This window comes from Bdellovibrio sp. HAGR004 (assembly GCF_055397015.1).
This window is the reverse complement of sequence record NZ_AP029176.1, coordinates 1,699,083-1,721,417: the sequence shown is the minus strand read 5'-3', so window position 1 is coordinate 1,721,417 and position 22,335 is coordinate 1,699,083. Positions and strand designations below refer to the sequence as shown.

Genomic DNA, 22,335 nt, shown 5'->3' with positions numbered 1-22,335 from the left:
ACGTCTAGAGTTCTTTCAAAAACTGAAGAATCTCCGCCGCGTGTCCTTGGGCTTTGATCTTGCGGAACTCTCCGACAAGTTTTTGATCTTCATCAATCACAAAGGTGCTGCGCTCAATACCCATCACTTTTTTGCCGTACATGTTCTTTTCTTTGATCACATCAAAGAGCTTGCATAGCTCTTCGTCTTCGTCTGAGAGAAGTTCAAACTTAAAATCGTACTTGCAGATAAACTTATCATGCGACTTCAGGCTGTCGCGGGAAACACCAAAGACCACGGTGTTTTGCTTTTTAAACTGCGGCAGCAGTTCGTTAAACTCAATCCCTTCTGTTGTGCATCCCGGTGTGCTGTCCTTTGGGTAGAAGTAAAGAACAACCTTTTTCCCTTTCAGACTGGACAGACTTAAGGTCTCTCCGCTGGAAGATGGAATTTTAAAATTTGGAACTTTCTTACCCATTTCAACTTTAGCGGCCATGTGGAGCTCCTTCTACTGGTTCTATTTGCTGAGGTATTGGTTGCGGGATCGGCTCCGGAACAAGCATTGAGGGGTCACTTTCAACCTCAGGCTGGGGCTCCTGCGGCAATCCCTCTTGCGGTGGTGCTTCACCTTCCGGCCACCCATCGGCGCCGGGCTCGTCAGGAGTGATCTCTCCCCCCTGCCCTTGCTGTTGCTGTCCTCTTTGCAACATCACATCCGGATCAATCCCGCCCGGCAGGTCCCGTGGTGGTGGCATTCCCAAACTAGGAGTGCCGCTGACCGGCTCCAGCGGCTGATTCACTCCGGGAACGGCAACGGGGCCTGTCGGCGCAATCGCGCCCGGAGCCCCCGGTTTTGTCGGAGTCCCCGCTGGTGTCGGTGTCACCGCAACAGGTGGCGCTTCTGGCGCATACAGCTCTGTTTCCAGAACCGTGATCTTACCCTCCATCGGGACATCTGCTTCGATCTTGCGAATGTCCGTGAGATTTTCATACACTTTCCCGCGCAGCTTGATCAAATTCTTTCCGGACTTCTGATAGTCATACACGTCCAGACGGATCATTTGTTCTTTGCTGCGATCCTGCGCCCAGTCTTTACAGTTTAAGCTTTCCAGTTTATCCCGACCGCGCAGTGAACAGTGAATCTGCTTATTCAGGATGCTCGCACCCAATCCAAGAACCTCCTGCAAATTTTCGGGATAGAAAATCAGATTCAATTCACCATCTTTGGGGACATCAAAGCTGGCAAGACGTTTGGCCTCAGTTTTTTCACTGCACTTTTCAAAAATCTCGCCTTTCTGCGGATAACCGGCCAGCCCCAGAACATCGCGCTTCACCAGATACCGATCGCACCGGAACAAAGACTTGTTCGTCAGCTTGATATTTTGGGAGGCCAACAACGCTCTTTGGGCCTTTCCAAAGGGTGACTTTCCGATGGGAGGACGTGCTGCGGTCAAAACCCACCATGCTTCACGATGAATTCCGTCCGCTTCGGAAAGATAGCGCACCATCCATTCCAAACTTTTATCTTTATTTGCAGCCTCATCTGCCTTCGGAGTGAGCACTTTAACCACTTTCTGCGGTGTTACCACAGGCGTTTCCTCTTCCTTCCCGAAACAGGAAGTCAGCAGAGACAGAGCGATTCCGAAGATGATGAGGCGGCGAAGTTTCATACCACCAGTTTTGCAAATAGGCCCTGTGAAAACAAGAATTTACTTTACCTCATTCGAATCTTTACTCTAAACTTTCAGAGAATCAAATTGATGCAACTTTAGCAGGAGGTCTCCATGGAAAGAATTTGGCTCAAGAACTACCCCAAAGGTGTTGCGCACGAGGTGGATCTGACACGTTACAACTCCTTGGTGGATGTTTATGAAGAGGCCATCCGCAAGTTCAATTCCAAAAAAGCCTTTACCAGCATGGGAGTCAGTCTCACCTTCTCAGATCTGGACAAGAAAGTGGATCAGTTCGCTTCCTTCCTGCAAAACGAACTGAAACTTAAAAAAGGCGACCGCATCGCTATCCAGATGCCAAATTTACTGCAGTTCCCGATTGTTGCTTTCGCGGCTTTGCGCTCAGGCTTGACCATCGTGAACACCAATCCGCTCTACACAGCCAAAGAAATGCGCCACCAATTCAAGGACTCTGGCGCCAAGGCCATTGTGATTTTGGCCAACTACGCCCACCTTCTGCAAGAGATCATCAAGGAAACTGACATCGAAAGCGTTGTCATCACTGAGATCGCGGATCTGTTCCCGACTCCGAAAAGAATTTTGGTAAACTCGGTAGTTCGTTATATTAAAAAAATGGTTCCACCGTACCATATTCCACAAGCCTACTCTTTCCGTCAGGCCATGGAACTGGGTGCGATGAAACCTTCTTCCAAAATTCCGACCACTTTGGAAGACATCGCCTTCCTGCAGTACACAGGTGGCACGACAGGCGTGGCCAAAGGTGCCATGCTGACGCACAGAAATGTTGCGGCGAATATGCTGCAAATCTGTGACTGGATGACTCCGAAACTGCGCGAAGGAGAAGAGGTCGCGATTGCCGCCCTTCCGATGTATCACATCTTCGCCCTGACTCTGAACTGTCTGGGTCTTTTGCGCTACGGAAGCGAAAATGTTCTGATCACCAACCCCCGCGACATCCCTGGGTTCATCAAAGAGCTTAAGAAAACTCCGTTCACGGTGATGGCGGGCGTGAACACTTTGTTCAATGCTTTGATGAACAACCCGGAATTTACAACCATTGATTTCAGCCGCGTGAAAGTCAGCGTAGCTGGTGCGATGACTTTACAAAAATCTGTCGCTGAAAAGTGGATGGAGCTGACCAAATCCGTGATTGTGGAAGGTTACGGTCTGACAGAAGCCTCCCCCGTGGTGTGCTGCAACCCTATCGACGGAACAGACCGCGTAGGAACCATTGGCCTGCCATTCCCAAGCACGGACATCATGCTGGTTGACGACGACGGTAAAGAAGTTGCTTTGGGCGAGCCGGGCGAACTGGTGTGCCGTGGACCTCAAGTGATGGCCGGTTACTGGAATCGTCCTGATGAAACAGCTCAAGTTCTGAACAACGGCTGGTTGAAAACCGGCGACATCGCAGTGGCAGATGCCGACGGCTTCTTTAAGATCGTGGATCGCAAAAAAGACATGATTCTGGTTTCAGGCTTCAACGTTTATCCAAACGAGGTGGAAGAAGCCATTGCTTCCCATCCAGGAGTTCTGGAAGTGGCGGCCATCGGTGTTCCTGACGAACATTCCGGCGAAATCGTAAAGGCGGTTGTCGTGAAAAAAGATCAAAACCTGACAGCAGAAGATGTGATTGCTCACGCCCGCAAGAGCTTGACGAACTACAAAGTGCCTCGTCTGGTGGAATTCCGTGCGGAATTGCCGAAAACAAATGTCGGTAAAATCCTGCGCCGTGCTTTGCGCGACAATCCCAAGTAATTCAACTCAACAGTTTAGAAAAACAAAACCCTGATAAGAACACTTATCAGGGTTTTTTATTTTCTTAGAAACTAAAAGCTTACGCTTTTTTATTCCAGGAAGCACACCAGCCTTGGCCGTAAACAAGTTTACCAGCGAAGATAGTGCAGGTGCCGACTTCTTTGCCGTTACGAACTTCTTTTTTAGCGTAGAAGCCGCAACCCATGCAGTCGTTACCTTTGGCTTCTGGAGCTTTTTTAAAGTCCTCAACGTACTTTACCGCTTTTGCCACGGAATCATTTGGGTCCACCATCGGCATACCACCTGCCGCTGCACCGCCCGCTGCCGGAGCGCCACCACGTTTTTTCTGAGCTTCAGCCGTGGAAGAGAAAACAGCAGACAAAGCCGCTGGTGCAACCACAGCAACGCCAGTGATCTTTGCAAGAGTTGAGAAGAAACCGCGACGGTTCATTTTAGATTCGATCATAGATGCCTCCATCATTTAGTTTTCAACTAAACACTACTATCTTTCACTTGGTTTTCAATTGAAAAACGCGAAAAAGTATGCGATGGCGCATATTTCCTTTAGCTAACCTACTAAAATCGCAGCAGAATGAGGCACTGCCTGCCACAAAAAGCTGCATTGACTGAAGTTCAAAATACTACTTTAGGCGGGTCGCCTCGTGCTTATGACATAGGCACGCACGGCGATTAAGGACATGGGCTGTGATCAGTAAAAAGCTGCCGACGATGGTAACCACATCGTGCTCCATCACCTCCACCCATTCATGGGGAAGGACCGACGCTGCTGCCACCATCGAAAGCCCCAAGACACCCAAGGCAAAGACCCGCGCCTGCTTGTGGTGTTTATAACCCGACCAGAAGGCAAAAAGTCCCACCGGCAGAATCACCACCGCCATGGTCAAATGAACCCACTCAGAATGGAAAAACTCCCCGAATACGGGAAGCAACAGCACCAGCAGCGGCGTCGCCAGACAGTGAATGGCACACAAGGAAGACAGGAAGATGCCGATACGGTCCCAGTTCTCTGTTTTTTCTGCAAACTCCTCATGCTGAGTGTGATCCACCTCGCAGCAGGAATCTTGTTGAGCTGAGGGTTGGGTAAGAATTTGTTCGTCCACGCAAGACCGCCTTTGGTGTCACTGTTTTCCCCTAAATGCAAATCACTGTCAACTAGAATAGCCCCCCTTGCGTTTGTACCGGGAAAAGAAGATAAGGGGTCATGACGTCCTTTGTACCTCCAATTTATGAGCTTGGCCCTGATTTTTACGACGAAGTGCCACCTGCCCAATTTCCGCAAGCTATTTTGCGCTATCGCAATCAAAGCGCCGCAGAATCCGTGGGTTTAGGTCACCTGACGGCTGAACAATGGCAAACACACTTCTGGAAGTTTGAAAGTCTGCCTCAGAACATCAAGGCCCCTTTGGCTTTGCGCTATCATGGCCACCAATTTCGCAGTTACAACCCGGACCTGGGGGATGGGCGAGGTTTTCTGTTTGCCCAATTCCAGGCCGGAAACCGTCTTTTGGATTTGGGCACCAAAGGCAGCGGGCGCACTCCCTATTCCCGAGGTGGAGATGGCCGATTGACTCTCAAGGGAGCCTTCCGGGAGATTCTGGCGACCGAACTTTTGGAATCCTATGGGGTCAACACCAGCAAAACTTTTTCAGTCTTTGAAACCGGCGAAAGCCTGCAACGACATGACGAACCTTCCCCGACCCGCGCCGGAGTTTTAGTTCGACTCAGCCACAGTCACGTCCGTTTTGGAACTTTTCAACGACTGGCTTTTTTAAATCAGGCCGAGAACATCAAAAAGTTACTGAACTATTGTGTGAAGCATTTTTATCCTTCACTGGGTGGATTTGCTGACACAGAACAAGCCGCAGCTTTTCTGCGCGAAGTATCCTATGCTTCAGCAAAGACCGTCGCCGCCTGGATGATGGCGGGATTCGTTCATGGAGTTCTCAACACCGACAACATGAACATCACCGGCGAAAGTTTTGACTACGGACCCTATCGCTTCCTGCCAGTTTATGATCCGGCGTTCACTGCCGCCTACTTTGATCAGACCGGGCTTTACTGTTTTGGACGTCAGCCCACAGCCGTTCTGTGGAACCTGCATCAACTTGGGGCCGCCCTCAAGGTGGCCTTCCCGGATCTGCCCGTCGAAGAAATTCTTGAGGATTATGGAGATGCCTTCAACTTTGAGTTTCAAAGAAGACTTTTACTGCGCCTAAATCTGCACAACCCTTTAGAAGAAGGTGCCGCAATTTACGATCTGAACGCGGAACTGGTCACTCACCTTTTTCAGTTCCTGGATCAGGAAAAAGGTCTGTTTGAACAAACACTTTATGATCTGCACTCGGGCGCAATCGCAGAACGCCTGGAACGCTCGCCGCAAAAAGAGCTTTACCAGAAAGAAACCTTCAAGAAGCTACAGGATTCCCTGTCTTACTTCGAAGTGGCCGATGCCACCAAAGCGCAACACCCCTACCTGCAAACAGGTCATGCGTGCTCATTGATTATTGATGAATTGGAAGCGCTGTGGAAGCCCATCGCCGAACGCGACGACTGGGCTCCCTTTGAACGGAAGCTTCAACAGATCCGAAGCTTCCGGGGTCTTTACGGCTGATAACCGGCGATACGGGCCAGTTTCGCACGGAACCAGGCCTTGAAGTCTTCAACGAAACCAAACGCCGCTGGCACGATCAAAAGTGTCAGCAAAGTCGAACTGATCAAACCGCCGATGATGGCCACCCCCATGGAGGTTCTCATCGCAGAGGCTTCATTCAGACCAATCGCGATGGGGACCATCCCGGCAATCAACGCCAGGGAGGTCATCAGAATCGGACGCAGACGCGTGCGGCAGGCTTTGATAATCGCCTCATTACGCTCCATCCCCTCGTGAATCAGATGATTCGTGTAATCCACTAACAAGATCGAGTTCTTCGCCACGACACCTAATAACAGCACAATCCCGATCAGCGAGAAGATATCAATGGTCTTACCGAAGATCAGTAATGCCAGGAATGCACCCGTCATCGCCAGTGGCAATGCCAGCAAGATCGTGAATGGAGTGATAAAGCTTTCATACAAGCTCGCCAGAACCAGATAGATGAAGATCACACCAAGGAAAATCGCCAAGAGCATATTTTCAATCAGCTCTTTAAAGTCATCGGCTTGCCCCTGGAAGCTGAAATCAACCCCTGGTGGCGGCTTGATTTCATTCTTGATGACTTTTTCAATTTCAGCCGAAATCGTGCCCAAGGCTCCACCTTTGGCAAGGTTCCCGGAAATCTGAATGTAACGGCCTTTGTTCTGACGGTTAATCTGTGAGAATCCAGAGGCGTTTTCACCTTGTGCCACTCGAGAAAGTGGAATCATGTTGTAGTTCGCATTAGGAACAAAGGTCGATGCAAACTGCGTGCGCAGATCACGGTACATTTCCTCAAAACGCACACGGATTTTATAGTCGATCCCGTTTTCACGATAAATCGCCTGTTCGTTCCCTTCCGTGCGATTACGAAGTTCCGCTCCGGCCGTCACCGTGGAAACACCCAGCTTTTCGGACTTGGCACGATCAAAGACAACATGAAACTCCGGCTTACCAGAACGGAAGTTGGTATCCACATCCACCAAACCCGGGATCTTTTTAAAACGCTCAACCAATTTGACCGCGTATTCGTTCAACTGATTCAGATCCTCCCCTTGAATATTCACATTCAAAGGTTTTTGCCCAGAGTTCACGGCATCAATGTCCCCCAGGGACACCGTCGCCTCTGCGGCAAAATGCGGAAGTTTCTTACGCAGGGACTCTTTGTAGTCCGTGGTGTTCATGCTTCTGTTTTTTCTTTCTACCAGACGGATGAAGATGGAACTTTTGTTGGATTCGTTATTCGTGTTCCCCACAATGGTCATAACCATGTCCACAGCCGGGTCTTTTTCAAATAGCGCTTCCACTTTCTCGGTGAAAGCACTGGTTGCCATCAAAGACGATCCCACCGGCAACTCGATGTTCACCATGAACTCCCCGTTATCCGGCGATGGCAGGAAGGTTGCTGGGATGAAGGCCAAAGTCCCCATGGACATCACAAAGACAACAGCTCCACCGGCAAGCACTTTCTTCGGGTTCCCCAAAGTGTACTTAAGCCCCTTTTCATACCAGTTTTCAAGCCACGTCTGGAAGCGGTCAAAGCCCGCCAGCATACGCCCAATGATACCATCACCTTTGACGTGCTCATTCGGGTGAGCCATATAAGCAGACAGCATCGGTGCCACCGTGAAAGCATCAAACAACGAAATCAGCATCGTAAAGACAACCGTCAAGCCAAACTGCTTGAAGAATTGACCGACAATCCCCTGCAAGAAAGAGATCGGACCAAACACCGCAATAACAACCAGAGTCGTGGCAATGACGGCCATGGCCACCTCTTTGGTTCCCTCCAGTGCGGCATCCTTCGGTTTTTTACCCATTTCCAGATGACGGAAAATATTTTCCCGCACCACGATCGCATCATCGATCAAAAGACCCACAGCCAAAGACAACGCCAACAAAGTCATAAGATTGATGGTGAAACCCATCGCATACATGATGACAAAACCACCCAAAAGGGAGTTCGGCAGTGCCATCGCCGTGATAAAGGTCGAACGCGCAGACCCCAGGAAGAAGAACACCACGATCACACACAGGATAATACCGATGATGATGGATTCTTTCACGTCATAGACGTTCAGCTGGATCGGGCGAGACGTATCACGCACCATCGTCACCGCACCCTTCATGCCTTTTTCCTTCAGCATGGCATTGACCTTTTCGATGTTCTTCTTAACAGCCTCGGCAACGGCCACCGTATTGGCACCCCGCTGTTTATAAACATTCATCAACAGGGCCCGCTCTCCGCGGATGCGCCCCATGGTCTTCTGGTCTTCCAGACTTTTCACCACCCGGCCCACATCCTTGACCAGAATCGCCTTGTCAGATCCGACGAAGTTGACATTCACTTCTTCGATCTGCTTCAAAGATTCAAATTCACCATTTGTGCGCAAGGTTGTTTCATCCTTGTCGTTTTCAATCTTCCCAATTGGAATGTCCTTGGAGGTGTCAATCACACGCTGAGACACCTGCAGCATCGAAATTTTACGATCCTGCAGTTTGTTCTTATCCACAAGAACATGGATTTCCTGCTTGCGGCCCCCAAAGATGTCGACCTGCCCCACGTCCTTGATGCGCTCAAAGCGGGGTTTGATAACTTCGTTGGCCAGATCATAGGCTGCCCCCTCGGGAAGATCCGAAGTCACCGCCAGGGTTACAATGGGCTGATCGGCCGGGTCAAAACGACGAATCACCGGTTCATAAATATCCGCCGGCAAATCCCGGCGGATATTCCCAATACGATTACGGACCTCTTGTTCGACTTCTTTGATGTCTGTTCCCAGCTGGAACTCGACAACAATGATGGCCACGCCATCCAAGTTGTTTGAGGTCAAAGTTTTCAGACCGGATATACTGCCGACTTCATCTTCAATCAGTTTTGAAACCTGCTTTTCCAGATCCAATGGCGAAGCACCAGGATAGGTCACCTGCACAAACAAAACCGGGAAGGTCACATCCGGGAACATATCCACAGGCATCTTGCGCAAAGAAAATGCCCCCAGAATCAACATCAGGATCACGATACAGGAGATAAAAATCGGTCTTCGAATCGACAGACTCGGTAAATTCATAAATTAGTTCCCCTCGCCACTGCCAGATTCATCGACGGCGATGAACAAACGGGCCTGGGCCTCCATTTTTCTTTGTTCGGACTTCAGCTTGGTCAAATTCAGTTCCGCATCGGCGGCATCTTCTTCGGCATTGATCACGTTGGCTGTGATGGAACGGCCTTTGTTGAAAAGGTCCGTTTGCGCCTTGGCGGCATCTGCCTGCAGTCGTGCAATCTGTGTGGCCGCATCAATGCGTTTATTCATCTCAGAATAGCGGCGGTTGATTTCAACCCACGCGCTTTCACTGTCCAGCATTTTTCTTTCGCTTTGCAACTTTGCAGCCAGCGCATCTTTACGTGCGGCAGATTGAGCCGCATTTTTCACGTCCGTATCAAACAGATAAATCAGATTCAAACCGACCTTCCAGGTTGGCAGTTCCGTGTCTGTCCACTTGGAGGCCGCATCGCCGACAGTCTTCCCCACCTGAAAGTTGTTGGTGTTATAAGCCCCCGACAAAACCAGATCCGGACGATAGCCGTCTTCAGTTTCTTTGGCGACCAGGGACATGGCCTTGGAATTTAGTGAGGCCAGATACGCATCCAGCGCCACCACACGTGCACCTTTGCCGTCCACCATGGAGCTCAAAGTCCGCGCCTGGGAAATATTCCCCGTGATCTCTGGGATGGGTTCAGAATCCCCCAGTTCCATAAAGTCGCGGATTCTTCTTTTTGCTGCCGCCATATCATCTTCTGCGGAAATCAGCTGCAACTGACGAGCTGACACCAGAGCCTGCGCAGAAAGCAGGTCGGCCCGGTCACTGATACCATCGTTCACACGACGACGTGTCCAGGACTCAATCCGGCGGGCTCTCTCCAAAGAGGCTCGACCGATACGCAGGTTTTCATTCTGATAAACATAGTCCCAGTACGCCGCTTCCGCGTCGATCAGAAGCAGTTTCTTCTGAAGATCGTACTTCCCGACCTCGGCGGCCGTCACAGCATCCTGACGCTCCCAACGAAGGCTGGTGGCATTGCCAAAAGAGTCTTTCCACAACGACTGCTCCAACCCCACACCCAGGCTGCCATAAGCAAAACGTGAAAAGGCGGGATTCAGCAAAGTTCCTTCATTTTCGACCTCACTGGCACTTGCCGTGATACTGACGTCGGTCCCGGTAGAAAAGCGCTTCATCAAGCCCAACTTAAGATCTTTTGCCGTGGTTTGAGTTCCCCCCAACTGCGCAAACTGCCCTAAGGGACTTTTGTCATTCAGATATCCCACCCCGGCTGTCAGCACGGGCACCAGTTCAATGTCTCCGGAAGTCTTGCGGTCTTCTGCCGCTTCCTTAGAGACATCCAGAGCCTGGACGGATTTGTTTTTTTCGATAACGACTTTCAGATATTCGCGAAGATCAATAGAAAAGACCTGCGGATGCCACGCCAGCACCAAGAGGCCTAAAAGGGCACACTTTTTCATGTCCAAAATCCCTTCCGAAATGGAAATATGACAATCAAAAAGTAATTTAGCGGTTTATTCAAGGCAACGGATTATTCAAAGGCAACGGGGGTGCATAAATAAAGAAAGGCCCAAGGATTTCCCTTGAGCCTTGCGAACACTTCTTTCGTCGTTCGGGTGACTATTTGGATTCGGAGGATTCCTGACAATCAGCGCAGCCACCTTTTTTCATGCCACACTCTTTGCCAGAGCACTCAGACTTCTCAGACTTCTCAGCCTTCGCACCACCACAGCCACAATTTTCATGCTTGTGCGCCTTGTGGGAACAAGCTGCCAAACCAAATACCAAAACAGATGTAAGTAAAAGCATTTTCATTCTATGCACTCCTCTTTATGCTGAGTCTTCAGCTTAGCGACACCCCCTGTATTTCCGCAAGAAAACCCCGGAACACCCCCCTTGAACTAGCCCCATCGGACCTGCGCAGAGTGCCAACCTGCGGCTTCATGCTATATTTTTTCTGCAGTGAGAAATCCAAAAACCATTAAAATTGCGCAAAGTTAGAGCATTTAAACGTCCCATTAGGAACTTAATGCGCAGCATGCAAGTCGAACCAAATCCTGACGAATTGTTTTGTTGAAACTGCCTTCGATCTGGGGCTTAATGAGTCCAATTCGCGGAGGGGGAACCGAGAATGAAACGCTTTAAAGGGAACACAGTGAGCTTGCTTGCGGTCATTTTTTTGATCGCATTCGTCGCATCACCGACCTTAGCTGCCACCACCGCCCCGGCTCCGAGCAATGAGTTCTTCACTGTTGATGAAGACAACCTCGAAACAGACACCACCCGCCGCAACGAATACTCCTTTATGGAATACTCCCCAGAACTGGGCCCGTCTCAGTTTATTCAAGGGGTTAAAAAGCTGGTCGTGAATCTGCTGAAGTGGACTTTGCATGCCGAAGCGCCACCAACTCCAGAAGAAAAATACATGCGCAAGTTGCACTTCGGTCGCTGGATCAATGATCCAACGGACGACACGTGTATGAATACCCGAGCTAAAGTGCTGGTGCGTGACTCTAATACCGACGTCACTTACCGCGGCAACAAGCAGTGCGTAGTTGAGTCCGGCCTCTGGAACGACCCTTATGCTGGCAAAGAAGTTGTTTCAGCCCGCGAAATCCAGATTGACCACATGGTTCCTTTGAAAAATGCGTACATGTCCGGCGCTTGGCAGTGGGACTATAAGACCCGTTGCTTGTATGCAAACTACATGGGCTACAAGAATCACCTGATCTCTTCCGATGCCAGCCAGAATATGTCCAAGGGCGACCGTGCTCCAGACCGTTATTTGCCGGCCAATCTTTCTTACCGCTGTCAGTACGTGCGTGACTGGCTGGCTGTAAAGCTGATCTGGAAATTGAACATGACCATGGATGAAGTGCAGGCCATTCACGAGGTCGTGAATAACTATGGCTGCAAAGTTTCTGACTTCCGTTTCACGAAATCTGAACTTGAGAAACAGCGTGAATACATCAACGCCAATCTTGATTTCTGCATGATCAACAAGAGATGACCTTCGACATCCTCTTTGAAGACGACTACTTTTTAGCCACTGCCAAACCTGCGGGCCTTCCCTCACAACCCACTGTCGACAAAAGCCGTCCGGATTTTTTTACAGCTCTGAAGCAGCAGTTGCAACAGGAGCGAGGCAAAGACTTCTATTTAGCCCTTCATCACCGTTTGGATCGGGACACCTCGGGTGTAATGATCTTTGCCAAGACCAAGGAAGCCAACGAGCCCCTGGCGAACCTCTTCAAGTTTCACCGCATTCAAAAAACTTATCTGTGCCTGACCAAACGGACGCAAAAAGCGACCGATGCCTGGGAAGTCGAAAACCATCTGGCTGAAATGCGCGATGCAAAGCTAAAAAAAATGAAGATGGTGCGCGTGAACTCCGGCGGCGACAAGGCCCATACCCTGTTCAAAAAATTGGAAGTCTTTCCGACGGCCCTTTTGGTGCAAGCTCAACCCCTGACCGGACGCATGCACCAGATCCGGGTGCATCTTGCCGACCGGGGCATGGGCATTTTCGGTGATGATATTTATCCAGCACCGCAAGAACCCAAAGCACCGCGACTGATGCTGCATGCTCACTCTTTGGAGTTCGTGCATCCGTTCACTCACGAACAAGTGCGTATAGAATGTGCAGTTCCTGAAGACATGCTTCAGTTCATGAAGACGTTGACGTTTGCTGCCAAAAATGATTGAGTTGATCTTCGCGTGCCCCGGTGGCGAAACTGGTAGACGCACAGGACTTAAAATCCTGGGCTTCGTTTAAACGGGCGTGCCGGTTCAATTCCGGCCCGGGGCACCACTTCCTCTTCTTTTGCTTCGGACAGTCCTCGCTCTTGTTGTTTTACGTTTCATTTTGTTGGTTTAGCGGTTCGATGGTTTTCTTTTGCCTTCGTCTTCACTACAAAGGCCTGCGGAACTCGCAAAAGAAGAGGAATTGGTGCCACGCATTGGGGAATCTCGCGCAAGAGAGAAGGAATGGCGCTCATGGTTAGTACTGGCAGGGCTTAGCGGATTCTTTAATCCAAATATCATCTTCGGCCACAATTTTGATTGTGTCGCCATCGCTATAAGGCCATCGTGAAACTTTGAATGTATCTTTAATAATAGCTCCCAGAATCAACTGATCCGTTTGAATCTCATTTACTGAGCATCCGCTGCAGCTGCTTTTTGTATTGCCCAAGAAAGAAGTATATCGATTGATTTCGTAGGAAAGTGCTCCAGAGCAATAGATACTCAACTGTGATCCCGATGCTGAACGCCACTCACCAACTAAATTCCGCGATTCAAGCGAATTACTTCAATTTTAGAAATTGAGTCACTCTTAAGACAATAAGAAAGTACTCCCTCCGATCACTAAAGGAATAACACGAGTCTTAAACCGAATAGGTTCGAATTGGATTCACGCTCCAATCGGACGAACCAACGAGTTTAGCGAATCCAACAGATTCTTCATTGCCATTGAAAAGCAGAATGCTAACCTAACAACAATGCCTCTGATAAAAAAACTTACTAGTAGAACAGTTTTCCTTTTTGATGGTTTGGGTGCCCTGTTAAGTTTGATCTTAACCGGGATTTTTCTTCCATTTTTTTCTGAGCAAATCGGGCTGCCTCGTCCTGTTTTGTATATCCTGGCCTCTTTCCCTTTGGTTTATGCGATCTTCTCTTTGGGCTGCTACTATCTCGCCAAAGAAACAGCCCGTTGGATGTTGAAAACTATCATCTCGGCCAACATTGGCTACAGTCTTATTTCCGGAATTATTCTTCTTACCTATGCCGATATTACAATTTGGGGACAGGCCCTCTTGGTTGCCGAAATATTGGTGATTCTTGCTGTCGTCGGCATTGAATTGAAGGTTCTGGCGCGTGCCGGAGCCACAGAAATTTAGGACTGCACGACCAGGAACTGTGCGCATTTAAAAATGCCCCTCGCTTAGCGCCCCCCAAAGCTGCTGAATTTTTTTCAGAGACACTTTAATTCAACTGATTTCTCTCGCTCTGACGATGGACTTTTTGCCTCTGTCTTTGAGCGGTGTTAAGACCCTGCCTCAGGTCAGGGGGATCACATATGAGGCTTTATATTTCTGCATTTTTGGTACTTTGGAGTCTCAACTCCGGGGCGATGCCGGAGCTTCCCTGGTGGGCAGCCAGCGCCGACGAGGTTCTACAGGCCCCCTGCAAATCCCAACGTGCACCGACAGTCGAATTTATGGAAACCTCTTTAAGGAAAATGCCTGGGCCCACCCAATCCAAAACTCTGCATGGCATTTCTTTTAAAAATGAAAACAGCTCCCTGCTGCAGCTTTTCTCCGACCTGCACACTTTTGACTTAAGCCTTCGCGGCAAGCCCGAACTGCGTTTTTCCAGTTCTTGCAATCAAGTTCTCTGCGCCATGAAAGAGATCTATGGGGAAAAAGAAGGCGTGCAGTTGCTGTTCTTGTTGAAGCAGTTTGGGTTCAACGGGTCTCATTTGCGCACTACGAAGGCTTCGGCGTGGTACGCCAGTGAGCTTGATGAGATTTTGCAGGCACTGCAGGATTACCCCCTGCATCTTTACCCGGTGGCCTACAACAAGCGCCTGGTTCACTTCACGCGCGGCCAGCGCTATAGTTTTGGTGAAAATATCATTGCCAATGCCAGCATGGAAATTTTTGATCGCTGGAACGAGCTTCCCTTTGCTGAGCGCCAGCAGACCCTCCTCCATGAACTCGGACACACCCTGGCCTACCGCCAAAGACTGGATACTTCCGCAGACTGGCTCCGCATCGCGGGGTGGAAGGAAGTGCAAAAGAGCTATGAGGGACGCAGCTATAAAGACTATGTCCTGGAAAAGCCCGAAAAGGCCGTTTCTGAATATGGCACACTCAATCCATCTGAGGACTTTGCCGAATCCGTGGTCGCCTATCGTTTTAAAGGCCGCGACCTTCTGAACCAGCAGCCGGAAAAGTATCAGTACTTAAAAACCAAGATCTTTGCCAATCAGGAATTTTTGTCGGAAGATCAATGCCAAGCCGCCGTGCAACTTCCCTAGGAGCTCCGATGAAAGACAGCATTGAAATGTCCGTGAAACTTAAAGCCAGCGCCGGGTGGATCTGGAATGCATTGACCGACCGGGGCGAGCTGGCAAACTGGTGGAGCGAGGACGTTGTCCTAGAACCCAAAATCGGCGGTTCATTCAAAGAGCCTTGGGAGGATGACACCGGAAAACGCCAATTGGCTTCCGGCAAAGTGATCGCACTCAAAAAAGAGCAGTTCATCGTCTTTACCTGGAAAGAGAAGACATGGCCCAAGGACGCCGTCACAGAGTGTTCCCTGAAGATTGAAGATACAGGGAAAGAAAGAATCCTCACTTTGACTCATACAGGCTGGGAAACGCTGCCAGAAGCGCTTAAAAAGAACGCCATGAAGGATTTTAAACTGGGTTGGAGCTACCACCTCAAGGAGCTGAAATCCTATCTGGACGACTAGCGCCCTTGAAAGGATTTCCAAACACAATCTTGACTGGCAAATACCCGAGCCGATCGGTATATCAGGCGCAGAACCTTAACAAGGATTTGATATGAAGACTTTGGTGTTTGCTCTTACAGCCCTTTTGTCCTCCACAAGCTTTGCCGGCCGCTCCTGCACTGGCAAAATCGAAGATTATTTCCGTGCACAAGGATATCAAACTCGCCAGGCCGAATTTCAAAAGGCACTGGAAAATGGCGACAAAGTTTACTACGTTCGTACAAACCTGCAAGGCGGCGATGCCGCTCACGAAGTTCTAGTGGATTTCCACTGCAATATTCTTGATGTCCGTGAGCTTTGGTCAGAGTAAGTTTTCCTGAGGCAGGGGTAACATCCACTCCTGCTTCATGTCCTCGCTAAAGGCTTCGAAGCTTCGGGGGTCCCGCCCCAGAAGCTTCGGCAGACCCGGCACCACTTCGGCAACCGCACCTTCGCGCGTGGCCCGGTGCAAACTCAAAAGGGCCTGCTTCACCCATTCGGCTTCCCCGCTCTTTTGCATAAGTCGCAGCCACGCCTCTTCGGTGACGGGCACGTAGGCCAGTCTTCTCTTGGAGTAGTGAGCTATCAAAGACACCGCTTCTGCATTGGAAAGCGCTCTTGCACCCGTTAAATTAATGATTTTTCTATTATAGCCCCAGGGATCACGCAGAATATTTGCGGCGGCTTCCGCCACATCCCGGGCATCGACAAAACTGGTGCGCCCCTCGCCTTGAGGCAGATAGAGAATTCCCTGCATCAGGGCCTCATGGTGCATCTTTAAAAAACACTGCATAAAGATGTTGGGTCGCAGAATAGCGTGGCGGAGGCCACTATCAAGCAACACCTCGTCAGCCTCCCCTTGAATCCGCTGATACAGGTACTTGGAAACCGAGGACGCTCCAAACCCTGACATTTTCAGAATGAACTGCACCCCCGACGCACGGGCTGCGGCCACGACATTCCGAGCCTGCTCAAGCATATTGTCACAAAGGGGCTGGATAAAAACCAGAACATCCACATTTCTCAGCGCTTGCTCTAAAAGATAACGATTCTCAAGGGGAAACTGCATCCCCCGAACCCCGGACGGCAGGCGCTCCAAGGACCGACTGACCGCCACGGCGTCCACGCTCTGACGAGCAAGGACCCTTACCAACTCGCTACCAATGGTACCCGTGGCCCCCGTGACCATTATTTGTAGTTCCATAAGCGCCTCCAATTTCTATTATGCCAAGTCCCAGAGCCCCTCAGATGTGTTTCTTAGCAAGAGTCCGCTTGACTCCCCCACCCTTTGAGGCTCTAAATACTTAAGTGAATTTTTTTGCCGAGAACCTGAAGGTCTTTAAAAAAGTTTTCTTGCCCCTGTTCGCCCTGGTTGCCCTGTCGAACAACATCGATCAATACCTAAATCTGAAGATGGAAAATGCCCTGCGCAATCCCTTGGGAGTCCAAACCGAGGTCATTTACTATGGTTTTCTTTCCATCCTCAGCAGCATTTTCTTTCCGGTTCTGCTGGTGAGTGTGGCGCTGTTTGCCTTTGCAAACCTGGAGAACCTGCAAAAAAGCCTGCATGACTTCTGGGGACGCTATCTAAATCAAATGTATATTGAAACCTTAAGATCCTGGGGCAAGACCCTCCTGTGGTCTTTGGCGCTGATCCTTCCGGGGGTCTGGAAGTACATTCAATACACGATGGTCCCGTTCGTGGTAACCTCTTCGAAGGAGTACGACGAAGGCCGCCTGGACGCCTTAAAGGGTTCTGCGACCATCGTACGCCGTCATTGGTTTAAAATAATCGCGATCCTGATTCTGTTTCACCTTTTGATTCCGGGCATGCTGACAACTTTGTTTGATGCCTATCGCCTGATCTGGAAAACTCCAGTACAAAGCCTGATTTTATCGGCGCTGGACACCTATCTGCTTTTGTTATCGACTCATATCTTGTTCAATATTTTTAGAAGTGAGGTAAAGCGACATGACGCTCATGTTTAACTGGAAAGACATCAAAAACAGAGGCAAGGGACTTACTTTCGATGACGTTCTGATCGTTCCGGCACGATCCGACGTCAGATCACGTCGTGATCCGCGTCTGACTTCAAAAATCACCAAGAACTTCTCGATTGAAACACCGATTGTCAGCGCCAACATGGACATGGTCACTGAATACGACATGGCCTTTGCCATGAACCAATTGGGAGGCCTGGGTATTCTTCACCGCTTCCTTTCCATCGAAGAACAAGCCGCACAAGCCCGCCGCCTGAAAGAAAATGGCGTCAAGGTCATTTCCGGAAGTGTCGGTGTAGGAGAGGAATTTAAAACCCGCGCCAAAGCCCTGGTCGATGCCGGCGTGAACATTATCACAATCGACATTGCTCACGGCCACTCGGTGCAGATGATGGAAACCATGAAGTGGTTGAAAGACCAATACCCGCAAGTGGATCTGATCGCGGGGAATATGGCGACTCCGGATGCGGCACGTGACCTGATCGAAGCCGGTGCGGATGCCATCAAGGTGGGCATTGGCCCGGGATCCATGTGCACCACTCGTATCATCACCGGCTGTGGCGTTCCTCAACTGACGGCCATTGCCTTGTGCGCCGAGGTCGGTGATTCCTACGGAGTTCCCGTGATCGCTGATGGCGGCATTCGAACCTCAGGTGATATGGTGAAAGCCTTTGCAGCAGGCGCCAGCACTGTGATGTTGGGAAGCATGCTTTCTGGCACCATTGAAACTCCGGGTGAAATCAAAAACGGCAAAAAGCAGTACCGTGGCATGGCGTCTCGTTCCGCTCAAGACTCCTGGCGCGGAGGTGTTCCAGAGGGTATGGCCCCGGAAGGCGAATCCACTCAAGTCAGTGTTAAGGGACACGTGAAAGATGTGATCCTGGAAGTCACCGGTGGGATTCGCAGCGGCATGAGCTACATCAACGCCACGAGCATTGCTGAAATTAAAGACAAAGCCCTCTTTATGGAAATGTCTTCCAATGGTATTTCTGAATCTCGTGCACATGGAGTGAAAAACTAAGAAGATGGCGGATCAGGATTCTCGACCCATAGGTGTCTTTGACTCAGGAATTGGCGGATTGACGGTTCTTAAAGAACTGGCACTGCAATTCCCGCATGAGAGCTTTCTCTACGTCGGAGACACGGCTCGCCTGCCCTATGGGTCTAAATCCCCTCAAACAATCCGCAAGTATTCAGAGCAGATCATCCAGTTCCTGGAAAAACAAAACGTCAAAGCCATCGTCATTGCCTGCAACACGGCCTCCAGCCAGGTTTCAGAAAAAGAGATCGATGGCATTCCCATTTACAATGTGATTGAACCCGGCTCTCAACGCGCACTGGAGCTTTCCAGTGGCAAACGCATCGGTGTTCTGGCCACCCGGGCCACCGTCAACAGTCAGGCCTACACAAACAAGATTCATGCTCTGGATCCTTCCGCACAGGTCTTTGACCAGGCCTGCCCGTTATTTGTTCCTCTGGCAGAAGAAGGCTGGGATTCCGATCCAGTGACGAACCTGATTGTCTTCCGTTATCTGACCCCGCTGATGCAGCAGCATATCGACACCCTGATCCTGGGCTGCACGCATTATCCGATTTTGAAAAACTCCATTGCTCGGGTGACTGGAAGTTCAATTGAACTGGTGGATTCTGGCGAAGCGATTGCCCGTTGGTTGTCCCGCGATATGCAAAGTGGACGCTTGGGTAAAAATCAAAGCAGCGAAACCCGCCAGATCAATATCATGACCACGGATTCCTCGGCGCACTTCACAGAAATGGCGCAAAGAATTTTGAAGCCCGCCAAAGCGGACTCATTTGCTGTTGTTGACGTCTAATTAGCTAGTACGCTGCAGAAGTTCATGCGACAGCGTACTAGATACAAACTTCCAGAGGAAGTTCCTGAAGATTATAAACGCTGGCCATGGAATATCCGTAAGCACCCGAATCCATCACCGCCAGGAAATCACCTTCTTTCACAGTGGTCAAAGAGCGATCTTTTGCAAAGAAATCCGAAGATTCGCAAATGGGGCCGACCACGTCCACAACCATCGCCGAAGTTCCTTTGCGTAGGGGTTCAATGCGATGGCTGGCTTCATACAACGACGGACGAATCAGATGATTCATCCCCGCGTCCACGATCACAAATGTCTTTGCTGAAGTTTCTTTAATATACTGAACCTGAGTGATCAGCACCCCACAATGCGCCACCAACCAGCGCCCCGGCTCTGACTGCAACTCACAGTTCAAGTCGTCCAAAGTCTCCAGCGTGATTTTAGCATATTGTTGCAGCAGGGATTCTTCCAACTCCAGATCCACGCGATCATAGAAAATACCCAAGCCCCCACCGAAATCAAATTTCTTGAGTTCCGGAAAATCCTTTTGCAGATCCAAATAGACTTTCTTAAGTTTTTGCAGAGCTTCCTCATAGCCGGAAAACTCGAGCATCTGAGAGCCCAGATGCAGACTGACACCCACCAAAGAAATAGAATCAGAATAACTTTTCAAACAGGAAGTCAGCGCCGGGATCAACGACAACTCCATCCCGAATTTATTATCCTTTAGGCCGGTAGCAATATAGGGGTGCGTCTTAATATCCACATCGGGATTTAAGCGCAACGCCACCTGCGCATTTTTACCCATCTCACGCGCCAGTGTCCCAATGCGCTCAAGCTCCGGCAGGCTTTCAACATTAATCTGATAAATGCCCAACTTCAGGGCCTCACTGATTTCAAACTTTGTCTTACCAACACCGCTATAAACAATATCCTGAGGCTGAAAACCGCATTCCAAAGCTCGCTTGATTTCACCCAAGGAAACCACATCCGCCCCCGCCCCCAGGGACTTTAGCTTACTCAGCACTCCGGGATTGGAGTTGGCTTTCATCGCATAGAACAGACGCACACCTTTTAGAGCCCTCGTCATGGCTTCAAATCTCTGAGCTATAAAATCCAGGTCATAGACATAGATAGGCCGCATATAATTTGCCACCAGAGGACTTAAGGGCTTTTTCATAGGGCCTAGGCAGAGTTCGTTATTGATATATTCCAAGTGAAACCTCGTTGGTTTCGTTATGATGACTGATTCACCAAAGTTTGTCATGAAAACTTGTGTTCTCTCGCGTAACAGAAGAATCGTTTTGACGTTACCAGCAATGAGGATGTTAAGATGGTGGGCCAAAAGGACAGGCTCGTTATGAAAACTTCCATTTTTACTTATACCTCCAAAGGCCTCCCCGTACCGGCTTATCACTTTGAAAACAACGGCCCCGAAGTTCTAATTCTGGGCGGAGTTCATGGTGACGAAGTTGAAGGGGTTATTGCCGCGCAAGAACTTTTGAAGCATTTTATGCAAGCCTTCCCGTATAAGCTGAATATGACTCTGGTCCCTCAGTTCAATCTAGAAGGTGTCATCTTCAAAACCAGAGGCAATGGCAACGGCGTGGATCTGAACCGAAACCTGCCTACAAAAGACTGGTCCCCTGAAGTGAAGACTCCGCGCTATCATCCAGGGCCTTTTGCAGGAAGCGAAAATGAAAACCACGGTCTGATGACTTATCTGGACCAGAAAAAGCCAATCTATGTTCTATCCCTGCACTCCTGGCATCCGGTTTTAAATGTGAATGGCGACTGCCGCAAGGTGGCCGAAGTTTTGGCCAAACTCACGGGTTACAAAATTGATGACGATATCGGTTATCCCACACCGGGCTGCCTGGGAACTTATGCGGGTCTTGAAAGAAACTGCCCGACACTGACTTATGAAATTGAGCGCGGACTGGCCGCTGAAAAAATCATCGAAATCCATGTTCCGGCCATCTTGGAATCCCTGAAAGTATTGGAATAGTTTTTAAATAGAAAGAGAGATCTCATGCAACAAGAAGTCACCCAGATTTTTGCTGACGTTCAAGGCGGAAAAAGCGTTGATCAACTGAGCACTCAGGAGCTCAAGGCCGTCTTTGAAACAATTGAGGGCCTGGACGCCGGTCGCCTGCGCGTAAGTCAAAAACAAGATGGTCAATGGATCACCAACGAATGGATCAAAAAAGCCATCCTGCTTTATTTCCGCATCCAAAAGATGGAAGCCATGTCAGCCGGGGATCTTGCTTTCTTCGATAAAATTCCAACAAAACAATGGAGCGAAGAAGATGGCGTGCGTGTCGTTCCTCCGGCCGTGGCCCGCAAAGGATGTTTCATCGAAAAAGGGGCCATCTTGATGCCTTCTTACGTGAACATCGGTGCCTATGTCGGCTCCGGCACCATGGTGGACACTTGGGCCACCGTTGGCTCTTGCGCGCAGATCGGTAAAAATGTGCATCTTTCCGGCGGTGTGGGCATTGGCGGGGTTTTGGAACCCATCCAGGCCTCTCCAGTGATCGTTGAAGACAACGCCTTCATCGGCAGCCGCTGCATCGTGGTCGAAGGGGCCGTGATCGAAGAAGGGGCTGTATTGGGCGCCGGAGTCACCATCACTGCCAGCACAAAGATCATTGATGTCACGGGTTCCGCCCCGGTGGAATACAAAGGACGCGTTCCTGCCAACTCGGTGGTCATCCCAGGGACACAGATGAAGGAATTTGCCGCCGGAAACTACGGTGTTCCTTGCGCACTGATCATCGGTAAGCGCAAAGCCAGCACCGATCTGAAGACATCCTTGACTGATGCTCTACGCGATCATCAGGTCAGCGTTTAATTTTTTTTCAAC

The 22,335-nt window shown here is 49.9% G+C and carries 22 protein-coding genes and 1 tRNA gene; 14 read left to right on the top strand and 9 right to left on the bottom strand.

Annotated features, from left to right (window positions below; all coding sequences use genetic code 11):
- Positions 1-4: 4 nt before the first annotated feature.
- Positions 5-475 carry a peroxiredoxin gene (locus ACZ5ZV_RS08710; RefSeq protein ID WP_464121008.1) on the bottom strand — a complete coding sequence of 157 codons (471 nt, stop codon included), beginning with the start codon at positions 473-475 and terminating at the stop codon, positions 5-7.
- Positions 465-1,649 (bottom strand): hypothetical protein, encoded by a 1,185-nt coding sequence (locus ACZ5ZV_RS08705; RefSeq protein ID WP_464121006.1) that lies wholly within the window; start codon positions 1,647-1,649, stop codon positions 465-467. The genes ACZ5ZV_RS08710 and ACZ5ZV_RS08705 overlap by 11 nt, the downstream gene beginning before the upstream one ends.
- 114 nt (positions 1,650-1,763) lie before the next feature.
- On the opposite strand from ACZ5ZV_RS08705, the gene ACZ5ZV_RS08700 reads away from it, so the two are divergent.
- On the top strand, positions 1,764-3,428 hold the full coding sequence (locus ACZ5ZV_RS08700) for an AMP-binding protein (RefSeq protein ID WP_464121005.1): 1,665 nt from the start codon (positions 1,764-1,766) through the stop codon (positions 3,426-3,428).
- A gap of 79 nt (positions 3,429-3,507) precedes the next feature.
- On the opposite strand, the gene ACZ5ZV_RS08695 is transcribed toward ACZ5ZV_RS08700, so the two are convergent.
- Positions 3,508-3,894 (bottom strand): high-potential iron-sulfur protein, encoded by a 387-nt coding sequence (locus ACZ5ZV_RS08695; protein ID WP_464121004.1) that lies wholly within the window; start codon positions 3,892-3,894, stop codon positions 3,508-3,510.
- Between the two features lie 175 nt (positions 3,895-4,069).
- Positions 4,070-4,549 carry a MerC domain-containing protein gene (locus ACZ5ZV_RS08690; RefSeq protein WP_464121003.1) on the bottom strand — a complete coding sequence of 160 codons (480 nt, stop codon included), beginning with the start codon at positions 4,547-4,549 and terminating at the stop codon, positions 4,070-4,072.
- Between the two features lie 101 nt (positions 4,550-4,650).
- Here ACZ5ZV_RS08690 and ACZ5ZV_RS08685 point away from each other — a divergent pair, with 101 nt between their 5' ends.
- Positions 4,651-6,060, top strand: a complete 1,410-nt coding sequence (locus tag ACZ5ZV_RS08685; protein WP_464121002.1) for a protein adenylyltransferase SelO family protein — start codon at positions 4,651-4,653, stop codon at positions 6,058-6,060.
- Here the strand turns inward: ACZ5ZV_RS08685 and ACZ5ZV_RS08680 are convergent.
- The 3 genes from ACZ5ZV_RS08680 to ACZ5ZV_RS08670 all read right to left on the bottom strand — a co-directional run bounded on the left by ACZ5ZV_RS08680 (position 6,051) and on the right by ACZ5ZV_RS08670 (position 10,959).
- Entirely contained in the window at positions 6,051-9,152 is a 3,102-nt protein-coding gene (locus ACZ5ZV_RS08680; protein ID WP_464121001.1) for an efflux RND transporter permease subunit, read from the bottom strand. The two genes, ACZ5ZV_RS08685 and ACZ5ZV_RS08680, sit on opposite strands and share 10 nt — an antisense overlap.
- 3 nt (positions 9,153-9,155) lie before the next feature.
- Positions 9,156-10,604: a TolC family protein gene (locus ACZ5ZV_RS08675; RefSeq protein ID WP_464121000.1), complete on the bottom strand. Its 1,449-nt coding sequence runs from the start codon at positions 10,602-10,604 to the stop codon at positions 9,156-9,158.
- Between the two features lie 160 nt (positions 10,605-10,764).
- On the bottom strand, positions 10,765-10,959 hold the full coding sequence (locus tag ACZ5ZV_RS08670; RefSeq protein ID WP_464120999.1) for a hypothetical protein: 195 nt from the start codon (positions 10,957-10,959) through the stop codon (positions 10,765-10,767).
- A gap of 316 nt (positions 10,960-11,275) precedes the next feature.
- Between ACZ5ZV_RS08670 and ACZ5ZV_RS08665 the strand changes: the two genes are divergently transcribed.
- The 7 genes from ACZ5ZV_RS08665 (at position 11,276) to ACZ5ZV_RS08635 (ending at position 15,970) form a co-directional block, all read left to right on the top strand.
- A complete protein-coding gene (locus ACZ5ZV_RS08665) occupies positions 11,276-12,154 on the top strand; it encodes an HNH endonuclease family protein (RefSeq protein WP_464120998.1) in 879 nt (292 codons plus the stop codon).
- On the top strand, positions 12,151-12,849 hold the full coding sequence (locus tag ACZ5ZV_RS08660) for an RluA family pseudouridine synthase (RefSeq protein ID WP_464120997.1): 699 nt from the start codon (positions 12,151-12,153) through the stop codon (positions 12,847-12,849). The genes ACZ5ZV_RS08665 and ACZ5ZV_RS08660 overlap by 4 nt, the downstream gene beginning before the upstream one ends.
- Positions 12,850-12,863: 14 nt before the next feature.
- Positions 12,864-12,955, top strand: a tRNA-Leu gene (locus ACZ5ZV_RS08655).
- A gap of 688 nt (positions 12,956-13,643) precedes the next feature.
- Complete coding sequence (locus tag ACZ5ZV_RS08650) at positions 13,644-14,042, top strand: hypothetical protein (protein WP_464120996.1); 399 nt, start codon at positions 13,644-13,646, stop codon at positions 14,040-14,042.
- A 179-nt stretch (positions 14,043-14,221) separates the two neighbouring features.
- Positions 14,222-15,184: a hypothetical protein gene (locus ACZ5ZV_RS08645; protein WP_464120995.1), complete on the top strand. Its 963-nt coding sequence runs from the start codon at positions 14,222-14,224 to the stop codon at positions 15,182-15,184.
- 8 nt (positions 15,185-15,192) lie between these two features.
- Positions 15,193-15,621 carry an SRPBCC family protein gene (locus ACZ5ZV_RS08640; RefSeq protein ID WP_464120994.1) on the top strand — a complete coding sequence of 143 codons (429 nt, stop codon included), beginning with the start codon at positions 15,193-15,195 and terminating at the stop codon, positions 15,619-15,621.
- A 91-nt stretch (positions 15,622-15,712) separates the two neighbouring features.
- A complete protein-coding gene (locus ACZ5ZV_RS08635) occupies positions 15,713-15,970 on the top strand; it encodes a hypothetical protein (protein ID WP_464120993.1) in 258 nt (85 codons plus the stop codon).
- Here the strand turns inward: ACZ5ZV_RS08635 and ACZ5ZV_RS08630 are convergent.
- A complete protein-coding gene (locus tag ACZ5ZV_RS08630; protein ID WP_464120992.1) occupies positions 15,962-16,843 on the bottom strand; it encodes an SDR family oxidoreductase in 882 nt (293 codons plus the stop codon). The genes ACZ5ZV_RS08635 and ACZ5ZV_RS08630 overlap by 9 nt on opposite strands.
- 104 nt (positions 16,844-16,947) lie before the next feature.
- On the opposite strand from ACZ5ZV_RS08630, the gene ACZ5ZV_RS08625 reads away from it, so the two are divergent.
- Genes ACZ5ZV_RS08625 through murI form a run of 3 tightly spaced genes read left to right on the top strand, consistent with a single transcriptional unit; the run spans position 16,948 to position 19,472 of the window.
- Positions 16,948-17,628, top strand: a complete 681-nt coding sequence (locus tag ACZ5ZV_RS08625) for a hypothetical protein (RefSeq protein WP_464120991.1) — start codon at positions 16,948-16,950, stop codon at positions 17,626-17,628.
- On the top strand, positions 17,612-18,661 hold the full coding sequence (locus ACZ5ZV_RS08620; RefSeq protein ID WP_464120990.1) for a guanosine monophosphate reductase: 1,050 nt from the start codon (positions 17,612-17,614) through the stop codon (positions 18,659-18,661). The genes ACZ5ZV_RS08625 and ACZ5ZV_RS08620 overlap by 17 nt, the downstream gene beginning before the upstream one ends.
- A gap of 4 nt (positions 18,662-18,665) precedes the next feature.
- A complete protein-coding gene (murI, locus tag ACZ5ZV_RS08615; protein ID WP_464120989.1) occupies positions 18,666-19,472 on the top strand; it encodes a glutamate racemase in 807 nt (268 codons plus the stop codon).
- Positions 19,473-19,509: 37 nt separating this feature from the next.
- Here murI and lysA read toward each other — a convergent pair whose 3' ends face one another.
- Entirely contained in the window at positions 19,510-20,685 is a 1,176-nt protein-coding gene (lysA, locus tag ACZ5ZV_RS08610) for a diaminopimelate decarboxylase (protein ID WP_464120988.1), read from the bottom strand.
- A 144-nt stretch (positions 20,686-20,829) separates the two neighbouring features.
- On the opposite strand from lysA, the gene ACZ5ZV_RS08605 reads away from it, so the two are divergent.
- Entirely contained in the window at positions 20,830-21,477 is a 648-nt protein-coding gene (locus ACZ5ZV_RS08605; protein WP_464120987.1) for a M14 family zinc carboxypeptidase, read from the top strand.
- Positions 21,478-21,501: 24 nt separating this feature from the next.
- Positions 21,502-22,323: a 2,3,4,5-tetrahydropyridine-2,6-dicarboxylate N-succinyltransferase gene (locus tag ACZ5ZV_RS08600; protein WP_464120986.1), complete on the top strand. Its 822-nt coding sequence runs from the start codon at positions 21,502-21,504 to the stop codon at positions 22,321-22,323.
- Positions 22,324-22,335 lie beyond the last annotated feature (12 nt).

Excerpts from the sequence above, each read along its gene's own strand:
- ACZ5ZV_RS08710 (WP_464121008.1), bottom strand. The coding sequence starts at position 475 with ATGGCCGCTAAAGTTGAAATGGGTAAGAAAGTTCCAAATTTTAAAATT.
- ACZ5ZV_RS08705 (WP_464121006.1), bottom strand. The coding sequence starts at position 1,649 with ATGAAACTTCGCCGCCTCATCATCTTCGGAATCGCTCTGTCTCTGCTG.
- ACZ5ZV_RS08700 (WP_464121005.1), top strand. The coding sequence starts at position 1,764 with ATGGAAAGAATTTGGCTCAAGAACTACCCCAAAGGTGTTGCGCACGAG.
- ACZ5ZV_RS08695 (WP_464121004.1), bottom strand. The coding sequence starts at position 3,894 with ATGATCGAATCTAAAATGAACCGTCGCGGTTTCTTCTCAACTCTTGCA.
- ACZ5ZV_RS08685 (WP_464121002.1), top strand. The coding sequence starts at position 4,651 with ATGACGTCCTTTGTACCTCCAATTTATGAGCTTGGCCCTGATTTTTAC.
- ACZ5ZV_RS08680 (WP_464121001.1), bottom strand. The coding sequence starts at position 9,152 with ATGAATTTACCGAGTCTGTCGATTCGAAGACCGATTTTTATCTCCTGT.
- ACZ5ZV_RS08675 (WP_464121000.1), bottom strand. The coding sequence starts at position 10,604 with ATGAAAAAGTGTGCCCTTTTAGGCCTCTTGGTGCTGGCGTGGCATCCG.
- ACZ5ZV_RS08670 (WP_464120999.1), bottom strand. The coding sequence starts at position 10,959 with ATGAAAATGCTTTTACTTACATCTGTTTTGGTATTTGGTTTGGCAGCT.
- ACZ5ZV_RS08665 (WP_464120998.1), top strand. The coding sequence starts at position 11,276 with ATGAAACGCTTTAAAGGGAACACAGTGAGCTTGCTTGCGGTCATTTTT.
- ACZ5ZV_RS08660 (WP_464120997.1), top strand. The coding sequence starts at position 12,151 with ATGACCTTCGACATCCTCTTTGAAGACGACTACTTTTTAGCCACTGCC.
- ACZ5ZV_RS08650 (WP_464120996.1), top strand. The coding sequence starts at position 13,644 with ATGCCTCTGATAAAAAAACTTACTAGTAGAACAGTTTTCCTTTTTGAT.
- ACZ5ZV_RS08645 (WP_464120995.1), top strand. The coding sequence starts at position 14,222 with ATGAGGCTTTATATTTCTGCATTTTTGGTACTTTGGAGTCTCAACTCC.
- ACZ5ZV_RS08640 (WP_464120994.1), top strand. The coding sequence starts at position 15,193 with ATGAAAGACAGCATTGAAATGTCCGTGAAACTTAAAGCCAGCGCCGGG.
- ACZ5ZV_RS08635 (WP_464120993.1), top strand. The coding sequence starts at position 15,713 with ATGAAGACTTTGGTGTTTGCTCTTACAGCCCTTTTGTCCTCCACAAGC.
- ACZ5ZV_RS08630 (WP_464120992.1), bottom strand. The coding sequence starts at position 16,843 with ATGGAACTACAAATAATGGTCACGGGGGCCACGGGTACCATTGGTAGC.
- ACZ5ZV_RS08620 (WP_464120990.1), top strand. The coding sequence starts at position 17,612 with ATGACGCTCATGTTTAACTGGAAAGACATCAAAAACAGAGGCAAGGGA.
- murI (WP_464120989.1), top strand. The coding sequence starts at position 18,666 with ATGGCGGATCAGGATTCTCGACCCATAGGTGTCTTTGACTCAGGAATT.
- ACZ5ZV_RS08605 (WP_464120987.1), top strand. The coding sequence starts at position 20,830 with ATGAAAACTTCCATTTTTACTTATACCTCCAAAGGCCTCCCCGTACCG.
- ACZ5ZV_RS08600 (WP_464120986.1), top strand. The coding sequence starts at position 21,502 with ATGCAACAAGAAGTCACCCAGATTTTTGCTGACGTTCAAGGCGGAAAA.